Below are 21,148 nucleotides of genomic sequence, written 5' to 3' on the forward strand. Positions count from 1 at the left end.
AGCAGGCGCCCGCGGGAGGAGCATGCATGTCACGAGCAAGGTCAGAAGAGAGGAGCGGCTGGCTCTTCGTACTGCCTTTTACGATCTCGATGATGCTGTTTTTTGCCTACGCGATTGTTCGGACAGCTTACTACAGCTTTACCGATTTCGACTTGTTCAAGGCTCCAAGCTTTGTCGGGATGTCCAATTACACTGCATTGGTCTCCGACGAACTTTTCCTCCTCGCCTTGCGCAACACTATCGGCTTCTCGCTCATCGTCACAACGACCCAGACTGTGCTCGCACTTGGTCTGGCAGTTCTCGTGAACCATGCCGTCCGGGCGAGGGGACTCATTCGGACGGTGTTTTACCTGCCATCGATCATGTCCAGTGCGGCCATGACGCTTATCTTCCTGTGGCTCTTCCAGAGAAATGGCTTCATGACCGCGATCGCCAGCGTCGTGCTTGCTTATCGCCAGCACATCCTTTTGTTCCTCGTGGGCATGGCTGCTCTGCAGGGCGCGCTCGTTCTCAACGCACGACGCAGCTACGAAGGCATTTCGATCTTCGATCCGTTCTTCCTGCTCGTCGCCGCCGTCGGCGCGCTGGCGCTTGCTGCTTCCTGTGCCCTCGCGGGATTGCTGTCTGTTTTCGACAATAATCTCCTTATTTCCTGGCTAAATACGCAGCGCCATTTCCTTTTCATGCCGGTCACGCTGTGGTCCGTGGCGTTAATGAACGTTTTTACGACGGTCCCGACGCTGATGCTGTTGTTCCTGGCAGGCCTGCAGTCGATCCCGAGCAGCTTATACGACGCGGCCGAGGTCGACGGAGCCAACGCTTTCCAGCGATTTCGCCACATAACCGTGCCGGCGCTCAGGCCGGTGACCTTTGCCGTCGTGACGATGGGCGTCATTGGTACCCTACAAATGTTCGACCAGGTCGCAATTCTAGGAGATGCGGCTCCCCTCGCAAGTCGGGTAACGCTTGCCTACTACGTTTATGAGAACGCCTTTCCGGCAGGCGCCTCTTCGAGAATCGGTCTGGCAAGTGCTGCGGCCCTGGTCCTTGGCATTCTTACAATCGCAGCCGTCTACGTGCAAAAATCGGTCGGCGTGAAGGAAAAGGGCGAATGATGGCGAGCATGCCGGCTGCGGAAGTCTCGCCCTCGCGCCGCCGTTTGCCGGCTGGCGCGCTTCGTCGGCGGCAGCTTGCAGCGAGCGCCTGGGTATATCTGGCCTTTCTCGCCGTTGCGACCATCATGGCGGGGACATTCGTTCTCGCCTTTATAGCGAGCTTGAAGGTCGACCCACTCGAGAGACCGTTCCGCATCTATTTCGATCAGCTCAATCCGGCCGCATGGGTCGCCGCCGCTCGCTTGGGACGGGAAGGTGCGGGTGACGCTTTGTGGGGAGGGCTTGCTCCTGGCGCCAACGTTCACTTCAGTGTGACGTACGCGGCACCCGCCGATGCTAGGATTGTTGAACCCAGAGCCGAGATTCCCCGCCGCCGCCCGGGTTCGGGCATCGCCGCTGCGCTCATGCGGCATTATGCGGCGGATTATGCGTCAATTGCATTGAGAAGCTCCAGTTCGGCAACAAAGCAGGCTCGTGACAAGAGGGGAATTCGGCAGGGTTGGCAGGCGCGGACATTCGTCTATGAGATCACCTACCGCTCCGACCGCCATAATGGCCCCTGGATCGAACGTACGCCCGTCAATCTTACCGCTCCGACCTCTCAAACGCTTATCGACAGTCCGATTTCGCCATCGCGATCCGAGCGTCGCGGACGTTTGCTGAGCTGGGATAACATCACACCAGGCGCTCTCGGGTTGATCTTCAACAACTACCGGAGGGTCATAAGCGAGACGGCTGACCTGCAGACTGGGAAGAGCCTGATTGGAAGCTGGCTGGGCAATAGTCTTGCGATCGCCACTGGGCGCCTGGTCCTGACGCTCGTCGTCGCCAGCCTTGCGGGGTATGCGCTCGCGCGGCTGAAGTTCAGAGGCAGCCGCTTACTGTTCGCTGCAGCACTCTTCTCCATGACGATTCCGGCGCAAGTGACCTTCGCGTCAAACTATCTGATTTTCAGGGATCTGTCGCTTCTGAACACACCCTGGAGCGTAATCGTCGTTTTCGTCGCCTCAGCCAACGTCCTCTTGATGAAACAGTTTTTCGAGGGGTTTCCAAGAGAGATAGAGGAAGCTGCAATCGTCGACGGCGCAAACCGTTTTCAAGTGTTCTGCAAGATCGTTCTGCCAAACGCCAAACCGGCCTTGTTGGTCAACGCGATTCTCGCGTTTCAAGGCGCCTGGAACGACTTCTTTTGGCCCCTCGTCCTCATCACCAGCCCACCTGAAGCGCTGACGATCCAAGTCGGGCTTCTCAGCCTACGTCGTTCGTTCGGGGGGGTGCAGGGTGATTGGGGACTCGTTTTGGCAGGTGCGTTCATCTCGATCGTGCCAGTCGTTATCCTTTTCGTGCTCTTCCAGCGCCACATTGTCTCCACTGAGTTCGCCAAGGGCACCACATAGCAATGCCACCCAAAGCCGTCCATTGTGAGTGCCGGAGTGCGGATTGCTGATCAATGCTTATCCATAGCGCAGTGCTTCCAACGGCGACTTGTGCGATGCGCGGATTGCCGAGTAAAGGCCAAAACGAGGCCGACCCGTGCCGAGAACGGAGAGCAAGCAGAACCGCGCAGCCGAAAGCTCGACCCACATTCCGAGCTGCTGTTCGGCAAAGATTGCCCCGCCGAAGCCGATCGCGGCACCTACATTCCACTCCTCCCGTTTGCACGCTTTCAAATGTCACAGCGCCAGCTCCCTTTCCCGCTTGCGCTCGAGTGTGCCCCATGTGTTGGGTTGAAGCGCGATGGTCGTGCGGGGAACTTGCGATTCCCGCCTGCGTTGTTCGTCAGTCAACGGAAGGAGGGCCTTGGATGGCAGACGACAAGACTAAGACGGCAGCTGACCGCCGACTGGTATCGGGCACCCAGAAGTACGAGGTCGACTACTTTGCGAGGAAGCACGGCATCGCTGTTGCGGATGCACGCCGCATCATCAAACAGCACGGCAGCGACCGCGACGCTGCCGACAAAGCGGCCAGCCGCTTGAAGGGCTAGAGGCGATTCTGTCTCCTACGGAAGCCTAAGCTGAAAGCCCGCGTCTATCTTTGTCAGCGGGACGGCCCGCCTCCTCTCGCACCCTTTAGCGGCACGCGGATGCTCTCCTGTACTGTGGGGCTGAGCGGCCGCCGTTCTATTACGTCCGAAAGCCAACCGCCGGTAAAACATCCTCAGCAGAAGTCTTGGAAGCGCATTCAGCCGCAAACCGCAATCACAGTGGCTGCAACCAAAATGTGGTCAGTGACGGAGTTTTGCCGAGGGTCTTGTGCGAGGGAGAAGAACGGCGCTTGACCCGCCTCTTGGGCCGGTTCGCCACGGCTCGGGGGTTGCTTCACAACGCAAACCGCGCTCCCAAGTGGAGGTATAAATGCGCGCAAACGGTAGAATGAGTGACCGACTTTGACGGAAAGCGCCCCTCAGCCTGCAACTGCCCCGTCCGCCAAGTGGCCTTGCGCGGTGTGAAGGCATTCAAGCTGGACGCCGCGCGCGTGACTGCCAGTTCTACTAGGAAAAATTATGAAAACGCTGCTCGATTCCAGAAGAATCGGTAACTGACGGTGCGATGCAAGAGCCACCGAGGCAACGTCGCGGCCCTTGGACGACCAATACGCCGCCAATCGTCACCCTCACTGCAAGGAATAGGGTGTTGGCTCCCCGGCCCGTAGGAATTGATGCGAGACAACCAGGTCACGCTCTACGGTTGCCACGGGGCCTATAAACTGAACTGATAGGAAACCGGCAGCCAACGATAGCCTCTATCCTTCCGCTCAACAAACCCGAGCGAGGGGAATGACGTATGGTATCCGGCGACGGGAAGCCGATCGGTTGCAACCATGTCATAGATGTGCTGCCGGGTCTCCGCGCCTTTGGCCTTATCCATGTCGAAAAAGGCGTGCCACTCGGGATACGCAAGCGATGCTACCTCGTGATGGGCGCAATCGCCCCAGACGAGCAGTTGTTTGCCCTCGCTTTCGATGTGAAACGCGAGGTGGCCAGGTGTATGCCCATAGGCCTCGACCGCACGAATGCCGGGAACCACATCACTACCCGGTTTGATAAAGCTTGTACGTTCGGCCAAGGGAACGACATTTCTGGCGAAGAGCTTTGCCGACACATACTCGTTGTCACTGGGAGGGGCTGCGAGACGGTCCTCGGACGACCAGAAATTGAACTCCACATCACCGGTTGCATATCGAGCGTTGGGGAATAGTGGTCTTCCACCCTCGATGAGGCCGCCTATATGATCAGCATGGCCATGGGTCAGGACCACGACGTCGATCTGCTCCGGTGCAAAGCCGGCCGGGCCCAACAGGTTTGCGAGCCAGCCGCCATTGGGCCTCGGGACGAAGCCGTTTTCGCCGTTACCGGTATCGAAGAGCACGAGCTCTTTGCCCGTGTTCACGATTGTGGGGGTAAAGCCCGGCCGAAATTTCCTTTCGGGAAGCAGGCTTTGCCGCATCAACTCTTCGACCTCGGACTGCGGGCGATCTTGCCCGACGATAGGCCACGGTCCATCGAGCACGGGGCCGGCATCGAGGATATTGGTCACTTCAAATCTTCCGAGCTTGAAACGATAGTGCGTTGGCATTGACGGACCGAGCGGCATTCCGGCACCTTGTGCCGCCGACCCGAACAGGCCGGCTATCGCCGGAGCTGCTACCAACGAAGCGGCCGAGGCCAGGACTTGCCGTCGAGATAAGTGGGGTAGAAGCATCATGCGGTATCCTCCACGTGGGTACTGGTCTCTGCTAGAGCAGCTCCACTGCGCTCGAAGCAGTGACCGCGTTAGCCGCAGCCGATCTGACCGCATAACGCTCCAGCACAGGTCATTCCATTTCTGCGAGCTTCACCTACACTGCAGTCCCGCGATCGAGATGAGGCTAGGTGGTCGCAAGTATTGGGAGGTTAGCCATGTCGGCACCGGATGGCTTGTATGAACGTGCTGCTCCGGACGGCATGCTCCGGCCCTTTTGGCACGTGGATGAAGTGCATACGTTCTTTGTAGGACCTCTCGAGTATAACAGGCTCCACCAGCATGGCGCTCCCGTTTTCCTGGCAGGGATCTACAGCGAATTCCGGCTGCGAATCCATGGGGGCCATTGGCATTCGTGCCGTACGGCGGTCATTCCCGCTGGTGTAGTTCACGAGCTTGATCTCTGCGGCTATCCGCTGGCCGTATTTTACGTCGAACCAAAGCATGGCGGCATCGAAGTACTTGTATCGCTGTCCGGCAATATTTGGGAAGTGGACGGCGTTGTTATGGGGCGCAGTGGCGAGGTTTCCGTCATGCGCGAGCTGTGGGAGGATAGTGCCGCCGCCAGATGGGCCGGTTTGGCTCTGGAGGACTTGCTCGCCTTTTCCGCACGACGGGCCACTAAAAACAGAGACACGCGAATAGCGGCGGCTATTGATTACCTGCGAACACACCCGGGCGAACTCACCTCAGTATCGCCCCTCGCAAAGAGCCTAGGCCTTTCCTCGTCGCAGTTTCAACGCGTATTCACCCGAGAGGTGGGCGTGCCTTTCCGTCGCTACCGCGCTTGGAACCGGATGCGTGTGGCCATAAGTGAGATCGTGAACGGCAGCAACTTTACGACGGCCGCCCACACCGCGGGCTTCTCGGATCAAGCGCATTTCACCAATGATTTCCGCCGGACTTTCGGCGCGCCGCCTTCAGTCAGTCTTCTGGCTTTGAGGAAGCCTCCTTCCCAGTGAATGCAAGTGGGTACGGGATAAGCCCGTCCCCAAGAGCGGGCTCCGGCCCCGGCCTTGGACGCCTGATGTTAACGTCTCGCTGTCGTTATTGGGCCATCACTAGACGGCGCATGTCGAGCGGCGGCCACGAACATTGGTGGGAGGCCGTGTCCCGCAAGCGCGCCAAACCTTGCCCTAGATGCGTCGGTGAGGTGCATTGATGCCTGTCAAAGCAAGGGTTGCACAATGAACGGCCTGCGGTTCGGATCTTTCAGGAGCTTTTACTCGGGGCCTGATTCAAGACTTTGACCGAGGATCCAACCAAGACCGGGCGTTCATCCAGCGTAGCGGGGGGCCGCCGGAAACCGATTCTCAATGTCCGACATGAGGGGCGGCCGCAGGTAAGCGAAGCCCCCTTGTGGATGTCCCTCGATGGCGGGATCAGGCCTCGGGTTCGTGGCAAACCACTTCGATGTTGTGCCCGTCCGGACCAATGACGAATGCTGCATAGTAGTTCGCGTGGTAGTGGGGGCGCAGGCCAGGAGCACCATTGTCTTTGCCACCCGCCTCGAGAGCCGCGCGATAGAAGGCTTCGACTTGCTGGCGATTGTCGGCCGTGAACGCCAAGTGAAGATGCGCTGGCTTCTCCTCGGTTTGGTACAGGCACAATGAAGCCTTGCCCTTTGGGCTAAGCTCGACACCGTACGCCGGCAGACCCTCAGAGACTACGGCTACGCCGAGCGGTTCGAGTGCCTTGAGGAAGAACGCTCTGCTCGCTGCGTAGTCGCTGACGCCGAACTTGACATGGTCAAACATGAGTTTCTCCTGAAGTGTGTGGGCTTGCCTGACGAAGATACGCTCGGAGCATACCTTTGCTGCGCACCTTGCAATGTCGACTTGGCTGCAACGGTCTTCGCGGGCGCTTGCGTCTGTGTCTTGATGGCATGTCTCAGCGATTAATGGCAAGGAACAACGTGGGGAGTGAAGAACCGCAACACCCTAATTCCCATGACAAGCGGCTGTTCGGGCAATGTCCGGGCATTCGATCTTGCAATGGGTGTTTCCTGTGGCCGACCGAGGGTTTGGATCGGACCGCGACAACCTTCCGGCAGGTCGTGCGTTAGTAGACGAAGAAAATTGGAGCGCGGAGAGCACCATGCCCTCAAGATTTCGTTTCGACGTACTTGCGAAAGCCGGCTACACCGCCCGTGGTGTCGTGTTCCTTCTCGTTGCCGGACTCGCTCTTTTCTCCGGAGTGACAGGCGGTCAACCGGAAATGAAATCAGCGCTCTTGACGCTGCTTGGACAGCCCTTCGGCCGGGCCTGGGTCGGATTGATCGGGCTCGGTCTGCTCGGGTTCGTCGCCTGGAGATTGGCCCAGTCTCTTGCAGATAGTGATGGCCACGGATCCGGTCGCAAGGGGCTCACTGTGCGCGGTGCACTGTTCGGCAGCGCCGCAATCTACCTTGGGCTTGCCGGCTACGCCCTTGGACATGCACTGTTTTCCGCGGGAGGAGACCAGGAATCGGGTGAGAAAGGGCTGGCGGAATGGATCATGTCGAAGCCATTCGGCTCATACTTGGCAATCGCGGTCGGGATCGGCTTCATCGTCGGTGGGGTCGTCACCGCCTACAAAGGCCTCACCCGAAAGTTCGAACGATATCTTCGCATTCCCGACCGGAACCGCGTCCTTACGTTAATCTGCATTTACGGCCTCGTCGCGCGTGGCGCAGTCTTCGTGATTATCGGTATCCTGTTTGCCTATGCGGGATTCCGGGTCGACCCGGAACAGGCTGGTAGCATCAGCGATGCCCTGGAGTGGCTTCGACAACTGCCGTTCGGCTCGATTCTGTACATCGCGGCCGCTGCCGGTATTGCTGCTTTCGGCATCTATAACCTCGTTGAAGCGCGGTATCGCGTCGTCCGCGGCCCTGATCTGACAGCGGCGAAGCAGCCGATTTGGCTGCAGAAAATCTGACCCGACTCAGCCGGCCAGGCCGAATTGACCGCCGGTTTCGAGAACTGGCACGTCGACTGTAGATTAGAACCCGCACAGTAATTGCGTAGGTTTGCAACCATCGGACGGATCTAAGTGTAGGCTTTGACTTCCATACTGAACGTTTGGGCGGGCAGGAGGAATTCCACAAATCCGAAATCGGTAGGGCAAGGCGACGCTTAGTCCTGCCGGCCCCAACGAACCTGGTGACGCTCGCGCTGCCGCCGCGCCCAACTTCAACTGTTCGGGAGCGTTGGTAAGCGCGCGGCCGGTTCGTCATGCCGCTGCCTTCCATCCGTCCCGGATGTGACGGTATCCATCGCGATAGACCACTTCGGGCGTCTCGGAGAAATCGCGCCAGACCTTCGTTGCTGCCGCGAGGTCTTTCAACGCGCGACCGAAGGCCTCGATTGTCAGCCAGCCGTCATAGCCGCTCGCACGGATTGCCTTGAAGGTCTCCGGCCATGGAATGTTGCCATGGCCCGGTACCCCGCGGTCGTTTTCTGAGATGTGGACATGAACGATTCGGTCCGCATTGCGGGTGAAGGCCCCCACGGGATCGGCTTCCTCGATATTGCTGTGGAAGGTGTCATACATGGCGCGAATGTTCGGATGCCCGATTGCATCAATATGAGCAGTAAGGTCGTCCATTGTGTTGACGAGATAACATTCGAAGCGGTTCAGCGCCTCGAGCGCAACGGTGACACCGCGCTGGGCGGCATGATCGCCGATCGTGCGCTGCGAGAAGATGGACCGCCTCAGTTCCGCGGCGGTGGGCCCGGTACCGGAGAACTGGCCTAGCGTAGAATGCAGTGGACCGCTTAGCGCGTGAGCGCCGAGGGCGGCCGCGCAGTCGATAGCCCATTGCATGTAGGCGATGCCGCGCTTGCGGGTCGCAGTGTCAGGCGAAATCAGGTTCATGGATGGGTCGCTCATGGCAGAAACAGCAGTGCGCTCCAGACCTATGCCATCGAGCAATGCGCCGAGGCGGCGGTAGTCGTCCGGAGTGCCCTCGAAGATCGGTATTTCTACACCGTCGAAGCCAGTCGCCCTGATGTCCCGGAGTAGCTTTTCATGTTTCCGGCTGACGCTCGTCGTCCAAAGAAACATGCACATACCGATCTTCATGGTTCCTTCCTCCCGTTTCTCACTGCCGCGGTAACGCCTCCCCACGCCGGTCGCCATCTGGTAATACCAAATGCGGCGATATGGTCAAGTTAGCAACGGCGATGATTTTGGACCGAAGCACCGAGACAGGACGGGCGCTTGTTAAAAATCCCAGAAACGCGAGGCTGCGTAAGCCGCCTTGCCGGCACAGGTAATTTGGGATAGACCTTTTAGGAAGTAGAATTGGCCAAACCAGAATAGGTTCGGTCGGAGTGGAGGAGATGCTCCGGCACCCTCGAGTGCCGCGGCAGCTATGATAGTTTGGGAGGACGTTTATGCACCTTTCGACGCACAACTGGATGCGGGCGGAGCCTCTCGCCGTCACGCTGAAACGCATCAAGAAGTACGGCTACGAGAGCATCGAGATTTCAGGCGAGCCGGCCCAGTACGACATCAAGGACACTCGCGCACTGTTCAAAGAACACGGTATTCGCTGCTGGGGCGCGGTGACGCTAACGCTCGGTGAGCGCAACCTCGCAGCCAAGGATGAGAGCCAGCGAGCAAAGTCGGTGGACTACGTCAAGAGTGTTATAACGATGGTCAGTGAGCTCGAAGGCGAGATCGTGACCCTTGTACCTGCGACCGTCGGAAAGGTTGTTCCGGATGGCACCGAGGAGGAGGAATGGCAGTGGGTCGTGGATGCGACGAAGGAGTGCTTCGCCCACGCCCGGGGAAAGGGCGTCCGGCTGGCGATCGAACCGCTGAACCGGTTCGAGACTTATCTCTTCAATCGTGCTGCCCAAGCGCTCGCGCTGGCCGAAGCAGTTGATCCCGATTGCGGCGTTTGCCTCGATGCTTTTCATCTCAACATCGAGGAGGAGGACATGTATGACGCCATTAGGCTCGCCGGAAACCGGCTTTTCGATTTCCATGTGGCGGACAACAACCGCTTTGCGGCGGGCCTCGGTCATCTCGACTGGCCGAAGATCGTCGCCACGTTGAAAGAGATCGGATACGATGGCGCGCTCACCAATGAGTTCGTGGCTCCGGTAGACCGCACGCCGGCGGCGAAATACCCCGATATGGTCGAGCGCAATCCGGTCGATATCCCGCCGGAGCAGCTCAAATTCATCCAGGACCACGGATCGAGCCTACTGACCGAGAAATTCTACGATGACCAGATGCGGATCACCGCAGAGACGATCCTGCCGCTGATCAAGTGAGGACGGAGCATGCCCCGCGGCCTTCGTGCTGCGAGGTTGGGAGGCGAAATGCGTATCAAGACCGTCCAAGCCTGGTGGGTTCGAATACCTATCGCAGCCAATCGGCAGCATCAAAGCGATTTCGGTCGCCTGACAACCTTCGACGCGGCGATCCTGCGCATAGAAACAGATGACGGGATCGTGGGGTGGGGTGAGGGCAAGAATGCTGCGGGTAGTGCGGGTTCTTACGGAACGCTCGTGCACATGCTCAACTATGAGGTAGGGCCGAGGCTCGTCGGTCGCGATGCCGCTGATATCTCCGCCGTCTGGGAGATGCTCTACAATGGCGTGCGCCACGAGAAGGCGGCGATGTCGGGTCATGCTATGCCGGAGCTCTCACGCCGGGGCCTCTCGATTGCCGCTATCAGTGCTGTGGACATCGCGTTGTGGGACATCCTTGGCAAATCGCTGGGCGTGCCGGTATGGAAGCTGCTCGGCGGGCGTAAGGCGGATCGGCTGCCTGCTTATGCTTCGGGCGGGTGGGAGAGTGCCGAAAAGATCGGCGGCCAACTGCAGTCCTACCTTGCCAGTGGCGGTTTCAAGGCGGTCAAGATGAGGGTCGGCGCGATGGACGGCGCGCCGTATGTCTCGGCCGCCCGCGTGCGTGCTGCCCGCAAGGCGCTGGGCCCCTCGGTGGATATCATGGTCGATGCGCATGGCACCTACACGGTTGCCGACGCGAAACGTTTCATCCAGCTCGTCCGGGATTGCGATCTTGCCTGGTTCGAGGAGCCGGTGATAGCAGACGATAAGGCCGGCATGGCGGAAGTGCGCGCCGCTGGAAACGTGCCGATCGCCACCGGCGAGAGCGAGGCCACTCGCTTCGCTTTCCGCGACCTTGCGGTGCTGCGCTCAGCCGATATTTTCCAGCCTGATCCGGCGTTCTGCGGCGGCATTACGGAGGCCATGCGCATCGGTGCGATCGCCAGTGCCTTCAACCTCCGTCTTGCACCGCATTTGTGGGCCGGTGCGCCGTGTTTCTTCTCTGGCCTGCACATCTGCGCGGCCTCCCCGGCAAGCTTCGTCGTCGAGTACTCGGTCGGCGCGAACCCGATGATTCACGACCTCGTCGAGGAGACTGTCGCCGTGAAGGACGGGATGCTAGAGATTCCCGATAAACCAGGCTTGGGATTCACGATAAATGAGCGCGTCCTGGAGACTCATGCGCAAAGACTTTAATTATGAAAGAAAACAATCTGCTTTCGGATCTGGCGGCCCATCTATTTTCGACTTCGAGCGGCAATGGGCGAACACCCTCGGAGCGGGAGCTCGCCGAGCACTTCGCCGTCAGCCGGGGACAGGTCCGGGAGGCTCTGGCAATCCTGGAGGCCATGCGCATTGTGGAGCGCCGGCCGAAGTCGGGTATCTATCTGACGACGACGGAGGCGAGTGTCGAGGCCATAGCACTCTTCGCGCGCGCTGGCGTACCACTGGACCCGATCGTGATCTACGAGACGGTAGAACTCCGCAAGATCCACGAAATCAAGGCTGCGGAGCTCGCCTGCGCACGGGCGACGGAAGAGAACTACGAACGGCTGCGCGAAATTCTCGCCGCTTCCGAGACGAGGATCGCTGCGGGCGAGGGCCTCGCGCGCGAGGACAGGGACTTTCATCTGGAGATCGTGCGGGCGACGAAGAACAGCGTGTTCCACCGGATCTGCAGCGTCTATTACACCATGGGCGAACAGCGACTGCCTATCTACTTCGCTGATATCGCCCGCAGCCGCCGCTCGCATGAAGAACATATCCGTATCTATGAGGCGCTGCTCGCACGCGACGGCAATCTCGCACAGGCTTTGATGAACGCGCATCTTCAGGGCGCGGAAAGCTACTGGAAGGGTCTCATCGGCGGGCCTGCGACAGCCGCGGAGTAGTCCCCGGTCGGCAATGAGGAGGCCGATGAGTTTCATTTTCTCGACCCACCAACTGCACCCCGATGCCGAAGCTATGCTGAAGGCGGCGGGTGATCTCCGTGTCGCGTCCGCCCCGGATCCCGAATCGTTGCTTCGTGAAGGTGAGGGTGCGGAGATTGTCATCGTGCGCGCTCCGATACCGCCCGCCTTCTTCGGAAATGTACCGGCCCTGCGCGCCGTAGTCCGGCACGGTGCGGGGCTCGACATGATTCCCTATGACGCGGCCACGGCCGCCGGTGTGCTTATCGCCAACGTGCCGGCGGTCAACGCACCGACCGTTGCGGAGCACGTATTCATGGTGACGCTTGCGTTGCTGCGACAGTTCCGTCCTATGGACCGCGATCTCAGAAACATGGGTTGGAGTGCTGGGCGAGCCCACTCCGACCGAGCACTTGATCTCGCCGGCCGGATCATGGGTGTCATCGGCATGGGCAATGTTGGAAAGGCGGTCTTCCGGATCGCGAAGTACGGGTTCCAGCTGGAGATCGTTGCGAACAGCCGCTCGCCGGAAAGCCTGCCGGACGGTGTACGGTTTCTCTCAGTCGACGATCTGGTGTCGACGGCGGATATCGTCGTTCTCTGTTGCCCGCTCACGCCCAAGACGACCGGGCTTTTAAGCCGCGAGCGAATTGCGCGCATGAAGCCGGGCGCGATCCTCGTTAACGTGTCGCGCGGTCCGGTCGTGGACGATGCTGCCTTGATCGAGGCGCTAGAGATGGGGCGTATCGGCGGCGCTGCCCTTGACGTGTTCTCTACACAGCCCCTGCCGCCCGAGCATCCCTACTTCCGGCAGGACAATGTGATTGTGACGCCTCATCTCGCCGGCATCACCGAGGAAAGCATGATGCGCATGGGAAAAGGAGCTGCGGCCGAAGCGATCCGCGTCATGGAAGGGGGATTGCCCGTTAATCTCCGCAACCCTGAGGTCGTCGAACACTACAGGCGGCGGTTCCCTGGATAGGGCTTCGTCCGTTCCGGGTGGACGCGTCATGGTGGCCATGTGAATGACGGGCAAACGGGCGGAAAGTCACGACCAGGACCGAACCCGTTTTTATGCCGTCAATGACGCCTCAGCCAGCATGGCGCAGGCTCATCCCGCTTCCGCCGTCGAAGAGCACGACTTTTTCCGGATTCCAGGAGAAGCGAACAGACTCCTCGATCTCAAGGTCGGTCTGAGCTGGCACCGTCGCCTGCAAGAAATGGTTACCTGTACGGAGCGTGACGATCTTCTCGACGCCATGGTTCTCGACGTCGTGTACGCGGGCCTCACCTGGTGCGCCGCTTTCGAGAAAGAGATCCTCAGGGCGAATACCGAAGGTAAGTGGCCGTCCGTCAAGCCCAGCGCCGGGGGCGGCGTCAAAGGGCAAGCGGTAGCCTTCGTCCGCGATAGCCTCGCTGGCCCCGAGCTTGCCGGAGATCAGGTTCATTGGCGGCGATCCGACCGCACGTGCAACGAAGGTGTTGACTGGATAGCGATAGATCTCCTGTGGGGTGCCTATCTGAACAAGCTGGCCGTTGTTGAGTACGCCGATCTTGTCGCCCATTGACATGGCTTCGATCTGATCGTGGGTGACGAAGAGGAAGGTCGCGCCGAGATTCATCTGAAGGTTCTTGAGTTCAGTGCGCAGCGCCTCCCGGAGTTTGGCGTCGAGGGCGGAAAGGGGCTCGTCCATCAAAAAGAGGCGCGGCTTGCGCACGATGGCTCGGCCGATGGACACGCGCTGCATCTCGCCCCCCGAAAGGCGGTCCGTCTTGCGGTCGAGTAGATGCTCGATGCGGAGCGTCCTCGCGACACGCGCGACACGCTCCTTGATCTCGGCCGGTTCGACACGCCGGATGCGAGATTTCAGCGGGAATTCGAGATTCTCGCGGACGGTATAGCGCGGATAGAGCGAATACTGCTGCAGCACAAGCGCCACGTCGCGCTCGGCGGCGCCCCAGTCGGCAACATCCTCACCGTCGATGAAGATCTGTCCGCCCGTCGGCTTTTCGAGCCCGGCAATCAGCCTGAGGGTCGTCGTCTTGCCGGCGCCCGTCTCGCCAAGCAGCACGAAAAACTCTCCGTCGGCAATTTCCAAACTGAGATCCCTCAGGGCGGTGTGGGCTCCGAAGGTCTTGGTGATGCCTTTGAGTTCGATATGCGCCATCAGAGCCTGATCCCGAAAGATGTGCCAGTCGAGCTGTCGAAGAAATGCGCCTGAGCCGGATCTATTCGAGCCCAGACGGCCTCGCCGGGCCTGCGTACGAAACCACTTTTTGTCCGCGCGCGCAGCATCTGGTCGCCAACCTTCAGGTCTATGATGTCATGCGAGCCGAGCGGTTCGATGATATGGGCCTCGACGGGCACGAAGCCCTCACGTGCTTCCCTGGACACGAGAACCCCTTCAGGTCGTACCCCGAGGGTGAGATTACCGTTTTGAGCCCCAGCGACAGCGAGCTGGGCCGTGAGATTCGACGGAAAATCGAAGGAAGTTGGAGCACCTCGGACCACGACGCGCGCATGCCCGGCGTCCTCGGAAACGGTCACGTCAGACATGTTCATGACCGGACTCCCGACAAACTGCGCGACGAACATGTTGGCAGGACGAGCGTAGACCTCATGAGGGCTGCCGACTTGCTGCAGCACACCTTCGTGCATGACGACAATGCGGTCGGCGAGGGACATCGCTTCGACCTGGTCATGGGTTACGTAGATCGTTGTCGAGCCCTGTTTGATGTGAAGTCGCTTGATTTCAGCGCGCATCTCTTCGCGGAGCTTCGCGTCAAGCGCGCCGATCGGCTCATCCATGAGCATCGCCTTCGGACGCCGGACGAGTGCCCGACCAATCGCCACGCGCTGCATGTCGCCGCCGGAAAGAGCGGAGGGCTTTTTGACGAGGAGGTGGGTGATCTGGAGCGTTTTTGCAACCGCCTGAACCTCGCGCTCGATATCCGCACGGTTGCCGCGCGTGGCGCGGAGCGGGAAAGCGATATTCTCGAACACCGTCATGTGCGGGTAGAGCGAGAAGGACTGGAATACAAAGGCGATGTCTCGGTGCGCCGCCTTTATGTGCTGCACCGGCTGACTGTCTATGAGGATGTCGCCTTCATCGATCGTTTCGAGCCCGGCGATCGCGCGTAGAGTGGTCGTCTTGCCGCAGCCGGACTGGCCAAGCAGAACAATGAACTCGTTGTCGGCGATGGTGAGATTGAGGTCCTTGATCACCTGAACGGCACCAAAGTGCTTCTCAATCCCGCGTAATTCAATCTGCGTCATGGGTTCCTGCCTTCGTCAGCTTTCTGTTCGGGCGGAACCTTCGACGTGATCATGAAGGCAACCAGCCCAACTAACGTCATCGTCAATCCATAGCGATGAAGGAACAGGTACCATGGCTGGCACAGCGCGATGATCCCAAATATCATCAGGAGCTGCGCGCCTGGCGCGAGATACTTCTGGTTTATCGCACGAAACGTCATTTGCGAATCGCTCCGAAGCTCATGCCGCGCAGGAGATGGTTCCTGAGCAGGAAGGTGAAGATTGCGACCGGTAGCAGGAACAGGAAGGTACCTGCGGCGATAACCGTCCAATCGGGTAGGCCAGAACCAACCTGGCTTGGGATGAAGGGCGGTGCCGTTTGCGCGCGCCGGTTCGTCATAATCAGCGCGAAAGCATATTCATTCCACGCTGTAATGAAGCAAAACACGGCGGTCGCGGCGATCCCTGTGGCGGCCTCCGGCAACACAATCTTGAAGAAGGCTTCCAAGCGCGTGTAGCCGTCTACGAGCGCCGCTTCCTCATACTCCTTCGGAATCTCGTCGATGAAGCCCTTCATCAGCCAGACCGAGAAGGATAGATTGAAGGCGGTGTAGAGGATTATAAGACCCCAGTGAGTGTCGTTCAGCCCGACAGCCCGGTACATCAGGAACATAGGGATTGCCACGACCACGGGCGGCAGCATGCGTGTCGATAGAATGAAGAACAACAGATCCGCTTCGCCTTTCACTTTGAAACGCGAGAAGCCGTAGGCCGTGAAGGTGCCCATGGCGACGGCGAGCACTGTAGAGGTGATCGCCACGATGAGCGAATTCATGAAGCGATTGGGATAGCCGGATAACTGCACCTGACCGCGTCCGGAACGCACGACCTTTTCCCCCCCGTCGAAGACCAGCCGTTCCCACCAGGGAGCGGCGGCATAGTCTTCGGGCTCAGGTGCTGACCGCAACTGAGAGCGCTTGGTGAAGAGCTTGACAAAAGGCGAGATCTCCGGCTCGAAGATAACCGTCGGGGGGATGGTCGTTGCGAGGTTGCGCGGTTTGAAGGCCGTTGACGTGATCCAATAGATCGGTGCGAGGAACAGCAGCGTGATTACGAGCACTGCGGCGATCGCTAGCCGGTTCAGCGCGCGCTCGGAGCGAGTTTGGACGGCCGCCATCTCAGCGCTCCTTCACCCTGTTGAGGTATTTGACGTAAATGTTGGTGATCGCGAGCACCATGATCAGCACTATGTAGGCGAGTGCGCAGGACCGCCCGGTCTGCCATTCCTGAAACGCCATCTTGTAGAGGCGGATCGAGATCACCTCTGTGGTCGGTTGGCTCGTGAGAATGTAGGCGAGATCGAAAGTCTTGAAAGCCTCCATCGTGCGAAAGATGATCGCGATCATGAGTATCGGCGCAACGAGCGGCAGAGTGATACGGAAGAACGTGTAGAACGGTCCCGCTCGGTCGATGGCAGCCGCCTCGTAAAGGTGCCTCGGTACGGCGGAGAGGCCTGCGAGCGAGAGCAGCATCACGAATGGTGACCACATCCAGATGTCGGTAATGGCGACAGCGTAAAGTGCCATTTCGGGATTCGCCAGCCACTCGAAAGAGCCGAGACCGAGCGCGTAGTTGATGATGCCGAAGGAAGGATCGTAGAGCAGCTTCCAGAAGAGCCCGACCACCGCCATCGACAGCATCATCGGCAGCAGAAGCAGTGTCGTGATGAGACCCTTGAACGGAATTTCGCGATTGAGCAGCATCGCCGTGCCGAAACCGACGACAACCTGACCGGTAACCGACACGATCACGTATTTCGCCGTAATGGCGAAGTTCGCCCAGATGAAGGGGTCGTTTAACAGTTCCCGGTAGTTCTGCAGGCCGACGAAGGTGGCCGGCGCGTTCGTCGAAGCACGAAAGTCGGTGAAAGAATAGCCGAGCGAGTAGATCAACGGGAAGATGTTGAAGACGATCAGGAACAGGATCGTCGGAATAATGAAAAGATTGCGAATTTTGATGTCGCTCAAGCCGCGCGAAGCCGCTCGCGACTTCGAATCCAACGATGTCATAACCACGGTGGCCAATGTGCTCCTCCTCCCAGAGCCCGACGCCGGGCGCACTTGCGCCATGTGTTGCCCGCGCGTCGCCGCGTCCGGCGCGAGCCCTGTCCGGTGCCAAGTTGAAGAACGGGAGGGAGCCGGGCACCCTCCCGTAGTGTCTTAGCGTTATTGGCGACCGTACTTCTTGAAGGTCGCGTTCCAGTCCTTGGCGAGAGCGTCGAGCGCCTCCTTTGCTGTACCCTGGCCGGCCGTCACATAGGGATAAATGCGTTGGTTCATCTGGATCAGCAGCTCGGCATATTCCGGCGTTGCCCAGAAGTCCTTTACTCTGAACATGGTCTCGTAGAAGGCCTTGTTGTAGGGCGTCGCGTTTTGGAACTCTTCGGACTCCAACACCTTGGCGCTTGCCGTGTAACCGCCGAGCTCGGCCCAGCGCTTCTGTGTCTCGTCCTTGACGAACCACTCAAGGAATTTCATCGCCTCTTCCTTGTTTTCCGAATAGGAGACGATGGAGATGCCCTGGCCGCCGAGCGCGGCGTACTGGTCGCCCTCGGGGCCGGCCGGATTGGCAAAGAAGCCGGTGACCTTCGCGTTTGGGTTTGATGCTTCATTGACCAGCGCCGGGAAGAAGGCGAAGTAGTTCATGCTCATCGCCGCCAGATTTTCAGTGATCGCCTGGTTGTTCTCAACGAAGAAGGACTTGGCCCATCCAGGAGGCGTAAAACCGTAAAGCTCGCGGTAGGCTTCCAGAGCCTTGACGTTCTTCTCCGAGTTGATGATCCCATCGACCTTGTAAGTGCTGTAGTCTCCGAGTTCTCCTCCAAAAGAGAAGATGGCGTTCTCCACGCCCATAACGAGGCCGTCGTAGGAGTTGTCGGTGTAGATCGCGACGCCGTAGCGTTTCTGGTCCGGACGATGGAAGAACTCGGCGATGTCGCGCAACTGCTTCCAGTCCTTGGGCGGAGCGAGGTCATAGCCATACTTCGCCTTGAAGGCTTCCATCTCCTTAGGGTCCTCGAACCAATCCTTGCGGTATGACCACCCGACAGCGTCGCCCTCGGCAGGGATCGACCAGTACTTGCCGGAGTTCGCAGGATACTCCGAGTAGTACTTCACCGTAGCAGGAGCCATCACCTCGTTTAGCTTGTGCTGGTTGAAAAACTCGGTGAGGTCGACGTAGTGGCCGGCCTCCGATGCGGCGCCGATCCACTGTGAGTCGCCGACGACCATGTCATAGGCCGAGCCCTTGGCGTTGAATTCGGTAAAGGCCTTCGTTTGAAAGTCCGCCCATGGAGTCGTTTCGACCGTGACCTTCACGCCGGTCTCGGCCTCGTATTCGTTTACAAGTTCCTGGAGATAATTGGCCGGGTCCCATTCGGCCCAGAAAATCGTCAGTTCTTGTGATTGCGCGGACGTCCCGCACGCGATCATAAAGCTGATACCGGCCAACAGCCCGGCCACTGTCTTGCGCATAATTTTTCCTCCCCTTTTGTGCATCCCGCCCGCTTTACAACGGCGGTCCGTCTGTCAAATCCTCCTGATTGGCGCTCCTGCGGCGGGTCCTCCTCCGACCCTTTGCGGCTTGGGACAGATATCAGGCCCAAACGAACGCAGCACCAATCTGGTAGTACCAAAGCCAACGAGCGTCAAGATTACTGTTCGTCGCCATCTGCCGCAGATCACCGCTCATAATGCTGGGTTCTCCTACGGAATCGAACCTGCATGCTTTACCTCAGTTCAAGCAGGAAAGAGCTGTCGCTAAGTCGTTATGCACGCGCATCATCTAAATTGGTCAAACCAGTTCCTATGCGGGCGGGAGTGCGCGAGATCATGCCGCGGTTTGCGCATCCCGGACCGCCGCCTCGACCAAGGCTGCTGCCGCCCATTCTGCAACGGCTTGCGCGCGTTCGGCCGAGAGGCCCCAAATATCCTTGAGCACGACCAGCACCTCGACACCGAAAACAAGCGAGAGCGCCTGAGCCAGCTGCTCGCGGGCCTCAGCCGACACCTTGCCCTCGAGTGGCACGGTGACTTGTCGAAGGAGTTCGACGCGGTGCCCTCGCGTGAGCTGTGGTTCGTTGCCGAGCGTACCTGCCTGGCGCTGCGCCCACTGGTCGAGCGAGAGCTTCAGCGCAGCCTTGAACGTCGCCTCGAACTCATCGATGCGCGGCATGGCGGTCGCGAGCAGATCGCCAACGCGGGTGAGCGCATCGGGCGCTTCGGATCTCCAGTCGAGGATCGGGCCGAGCGCCTCGTGCACCACCGCATGAACCAGCGCCGCCTGGCTCGGAAAGTATCGGTAGGCGGTGGCGCGCGAAACTTCAGCGGCTTCCGCGACCTCACTCACCGAGGGGGTTATACCGGACTGCATCAACCGCGTGGCGGTATCCAACATGAGTTTGCGGGTGCGGGCTCGGGGACCGCGTTCGGCGGGTGCGGAGGATTCGCTATGTTGACGTGAGACATCCATGTCTTTACGATACGCGCATCTCATATTTTTGCAAGTGCCGGCAAATCGGGCGGCATGAGGCGGCTTTTCAAGGCAGAGGAGGGCCAGGGCCGCCGGGGAGGAGAGATGAAGCGTATCTACGTCGTTGGCACGGCCGACACGAAGGGGGAGGAACTCGTTTATCTTGCGTCCTGCGTTGAGGCAGCGGGCGGCCGGCCCGTTTTGGTCGATGTCGGCACGCGTCGCCCCACGGTTCTGGTCGACATCTCCGCCGAAACCGTGGCCGCGGTGCATCCGGGGGGCGCCGCCGCGGTGCTTTCCGGCAACGATCGGGGAACAGCGATCGCTGCCATGGGCGAGGCCTTCGCAAGGTTCCTGCCCGCCCGGGACGACGTCGCCGGCGTGGTGGGCATGGGTGGCGGCGGCGGGACGTCGATTATCACCGCCGGCATGCGCAGGCTGCCGCTCGGGCTACCGAAGGTCATGGTCTCGACGCTCGCGTCGGGCGACGTGGGACCTTATGTTGACGTCTCAGACATCATCATGATGCCGTCGGTTACCGACATGGCCGGGCTCAACCGCGTGAGCCGCGTGATACTAAAAAACGCGGCCGAGGCGACTACCGCCATGGCGAACAGGCCTGCGGAGGAAACAGCCTCGAAGCCCGCTCTCGGCCTGACCATGTTTGGCGTGACGACGCCCTGTGTGACTGCCATCGTTGAACGACTGAAGGCCGACCATGACTGTTTGGTTTTCCACGCCACAGGCACCGGCGGACGAGCAATGGAGAAGCTTGCAGACAGCGGGCTTCTATCGGGTGTGCTCGATATCACGACGACGGAGGTGTGCGATCTTCTCTTCGGCGGCGTGCTGCCGGCCACCGAGGATCGTTTCGGCGCAATTGCGCGCACCGATTTGCCTTATGTCGGCTCCGTCGGGGCTTTGGATATGGTCAATTTCTGGGCGCCAGAGACAGTACCGGAGCGATATTCCGGCCGGCTCTTGTATCGCCACAACCCCAACGTCACGCTCATGCGCACGACTCCGGAGGAATGCGCCGCGATCGGAAGGTGGATTGGCGCAAAGCTGAACCTCTGCAGCGGACCTCTCCGGTTCCTGATCCCGGAGCGAGGCGTGTCGGCGCTGGATATCGAGGGCGGCGCCTTCTTCGATCCTGCGGCGGATGCGGTGCTCTTCGAAGCATTGGAGACCACCGTCAATAGAAGTGACCGGCGCCGCATCGAACGCCTTCCGCTCCACATCAACGATCCGCAGTTCGCCGAGGCCGCAGTCGCCGCCTATCGAGACATTGCCAACCCCTGAAAGA

At 59.7% G+C, this 21,148-nt stretch carries 20 protein-coding genes; 10 read left to right on the plus strand and 10 right to left on the minus strand.

Annotated elements, in window-relative coordinates; all coding sequences use genetic code 11:
* Nucleotides 1-92 precede the first annotated feature (92 nt).
* The 3 genes from JOH52_RS28430 to JOH52_RS28440 all read left to right on the plus strand — a co-directional run bounded on the left by JOH52_RS28430 (nucleotide 93) and on the right by JOH52_RS28440 (nucleotide 3,102).
* The gene (locus JOH52_RS28430; protein ID WP_234705571.1) at nucleotides 93-1,115 is read left to right on the plus strand and encodes a carbohydrate ABC transporter permease; all 1,023 of its coding nucleotides are present in this window, start codon (nucleotides 93-95) and stop codon (nucleotides 1,113-1,115) included.
* Nucleotides 1,112-2,512 carry a carbohydrate ABC transporter permease gene (locus tag JOH52_RS28435; RefSeq protein ID WP_017266268.1) on the plus strand — a complete coding sequence of 467 codons (1,401 nt, stop codon included), beginning with the start codon at nucleotides 1,112-1,114 and terminating at the stop codon, nucleotides 2,510-2,512. Before JOH52_RS28430 ends, JOH52_RS28435 begins: the two co-directional genes overlap by 4 nt.
* Nucleotides 2,513-2,919: 407 nt before the next feature.
* Complete coding sequence (locus tag JOH52_RS28440; protein WP_013845488.1) at nucleotides 2,920-3,102, plus strand: DUF3606 domain-containing protein; 183 nt, start codon at nucleotides 2,920-2,922, stop codon at nucleotides 3,100-3,102.
* A 715-nt stretch (nucleotides 3,103-3,817) separates the two neighbouring features.
* Here the strand turns inward: JOH52_RS28440 and JOH52_RS28445 are convergent.
* A complete protein-coding gene (locus JOH52_RS28445) occupies nucleotides 3,818-4,822 on the minus strand; it encodes an MBL fold metallo-hydrolase (RefSeq protein ID WP_013845487.1) in 1,005 nt (334 codons plus the stop codon).
* A gap of 194 nt (nucleotides 4,823-5,016) precedes the next feature.
* Here JOH52_RS28445 and JOH52_RS28450 point away from each other — a divergent pair, with 194 nt between their 5' ends.
* Nucleotides 5,017-5,820 carry a helix-turn-helix domain-containing protein gene (locus JOH52_RS28450; protein WP_013845486.1) on the plus strand — a complete coding sequence of 268 codons (804 nt, stop codon included), beginning with the start codon at nucleotides 5,017-5,019 and terminating at the stop codon, nucleotides 5,818-5,820.
* A 420-nt stretch (nucleotides 5,821-6,240) separates the two neighbouring features.
* Here the strand turns inward: JOH52_RS28450 and JOH52_RS28455 are convergent, their stop codons facing one another.
* Nucleotides 6,241-6,615 carry a VOC family protein gene (locus JOH52_RS28455; RefSeq protein WP_013845485.1) on the minus strand — a complete coding sequence of 125 codons (375 nt, stop codon included), beginning with the start codon at nucleotides 6,613-6,615 and terminating at the stop codon, nucleotides 6,241-6,243.
* Between the two features lie 340 nt (nucleotides 6,616-6,955).
* Here JOH52_RS28455 and JOH52_RS28460 point away from each other — a divergent pair, with 340 nt between their 5' ends.
* Entirely contained in the window at nucleotides 6,956-7,777 is an 822-nt protein-coding gene (locus tag JOH52_RS28460; protein WP_013845484.1) for a DUF1206 domain-containing protein, read from the plus strand.
* A 294-nt stretch (nucleotides 7,778-8,071) separates the two neighbouring features.
* On the opposite strand, the gene JOH52_RS28465 is transcribed toward JOH52_RS28460, so the two are convergent.
* Nucleotides 8,072-8,923, minus strand: a complete 852-nt coding sequence (locus JOH52_RS28465; protein ID WP_013845483.1) for a sugar phosphate isomerase/epimerase family protein — start codon at nucleotides 8,921-8,923, stop codon at nucleotides 8,072-8,074.
* A 314-nt stretch (nucleotides 8,924-9,237) separates the two neighbouring features.
* Here JOH52_RS28465 and JOH52_RS28470 point away from each other — a divergent pair, with 314 nt between their 5' ends.
* From JOH52_RS28470 to JOH52_RS28485, 4 genes are read left to right on the plus strand one after another with little or no spacing between them, the layout of a single operon-like run.
* The gene (locus tag JOH52_RS28470; protein WP_013845482.1) at nucleotides 9,238-10,125 is read left to right on the plus strand and encodes a sugar phosphate isomerase/epimerase family protein; all 888 of its coding nucleotides are present in this window, start codon (nucleotides 9,238-9,240) and stop codon (nucleotides 10,123-10,125) included.
* 48 nt (nucleotides 10,126-10,173) lie between these two features.
* Complete coding sequence (locus JOH52_RS28475) at nucleotides 10,174-11,343, plus strand: mandelate racemase/muconate lactonizing enzyme family protein (protein ID WP_013845481.1); 1,170 nt, start codon at nucleotides 10,174-10,176, stop codon at nucleotides 11,341-11,343.
* 2 nt (nucleotides 11,344-11,345) lie between these two features.
* A complete protein-coding gene (locus JOH52_RS28480) occupies nucleotides 11,346-12,038 on the plus strand; it encodes a FadR/GntR family transcriptional regulator (RefSeq protein WP_013845480.1) in 693 nt (230 codons plus the stop codon).
* 25 nt (nucleotides 12,039-12,063) lie between these two features.
* A complete protein-coding gene (locus tag JOH52_RS28485) occupies nucleotides 12,064-13,038 on the plus strand; it encodes a 2-hydroxyacid dehydrogenase (protein WP_017266270.1) in 975 nt (324 codons plus the stop codon).
* A 109-nt stretch (nucleotides 13,039-13,147) separates the two neighbouring features.
* Here JOH52_RS28485 and JOH52_RS28490 read toward each other — a convergent pair whose 3' ends face one another.
* The 7 genes from JOH52_RS28490 to JOH52_RS28520 form a co-directional block, all read right to left on the minus strand.
* Nucleotides 13,148-14,224, minus strand: coding sequence for an ABC transporter ATP-binding protein (locus JOH52_RS28490; RefSeq protein WP_013845478.1), 1,077 nt, complete (start codon nucleotides 14,222-14,224; stop codon nucleotides 13,148-13,150).
* Nucleotides 14,224-15,333 (minus strand): ABC transporter ATP-binding protein, encoded by a 1,110-nt coding sequence (locus tag JOH52_RS28495; protein WP_013845477.1) that lies wholly within the window; start codon nucleotides 15,331-15,333, stop codon nucleotides 14,224-14,226. The genes JOH52_RS28490 and JOH52_RS28495 overlap by 1 nt, the downstream gene beginning before the upstream one ends.
* Nucleotides 15,330-15,533 carry a hypothetical protein gene (locus JOH52_RS28500; protein WP_014531534.1) on the minus strand — a complete coding sequence of 68 codons (204 nt, stop codon included), beginning with the start codon at nucleotides 15,531-15,533 and terminating at the stop codon, nucleotides 15,330-15,332. Before JOH52_RS28500 ends, JOH52_RS28495 begins: the two co-directional genes overlap by 4 nt.
* Entirely contained in the window at nucleotides 15,530-16,489 is a 960-nt protein-coding gene (locus tag JOH52_RS28505) for a carbohydrate ABC transporter permease (protein WP_003526762.1), read from the minus strand. The genes JOH52_RS28500 and JOH52_RS28505 overlap by 4 nt, the downstream gene beginning before the upstream one ends.
* A 1-nt stretch (nucleotide 16,490) precedes the next feature.
* Nucleotides 16,491-17,396, minus strand: coding sequence for a carbohydrate ABC transporter permease (locus JOH52_RS28510; RefSeq protein WP_003526755.1), 906 nt, complete (start codon nucleotides 17,394-17,396; stop codon nucleotides 16,491-16,493).
* Nucleotides 17,397-17,537: 141 nt separating this feature from the next.
* On the minus strand, nucleotides 17,538-18,845 hold the full coding sequence (locus JOH52_RS28515; RefSeq protein ID WP_013845474.1) for an ABC transporter substrate-binding protein: 1,308 nt from the start codon (nucleotides 18,843-18,845) through the stop codon (nucleotides 17,538-17,540).
* Nucleotides 18,846-19,200: 355 nt separating this feature from the next.
* Nucleotides 19,201-19,842 (minus strand): TetR/AcrR family transcriptional regulator, encoded by a 642-nt coding sequence (locus tag JOH52_RS28520; RefSeq protein ID WP_017264152.1) that lies wholly within the window; start codon nucleotides 19,840-19,842, stop codon nucleotides 19,201-19,203.
* Nucleotides 19,843-19,947: 105 nt separating this feature from the next.
* On the opposite strand from JOH52_RS28520, the gene JOH52_RS28525 reads away from it, so the two are divergent.
* Nucleotides 19,948-21,144 carry a Tm-1-like ATP-binding domain-containing protein gene (locus JOH52_RS28525; RefSeq protein WP_013845473.1) on the plus strand — a complete coding sequence of 399 codons (1,197 nt, stop codon included), beginning with the start codon at nucleotides 19,948-19,950 and terminating at the stop codon, nucleotides 21,142-21,144.
* The last annotated feature ends 4 nt before the right edge of the window (nucleotides 21,145-21,148 follow it).

The organism is Sinorhizobium meliloti (assembly GCF_017876815.1).
Classification (GTDB): domain Bacteria; phylum Pseudomonadota; class Alphaproteobacteria; order Rhizobiales; family Rhizobiaceae; genus Sinorhizobium; species Sinorhizobium meliloti.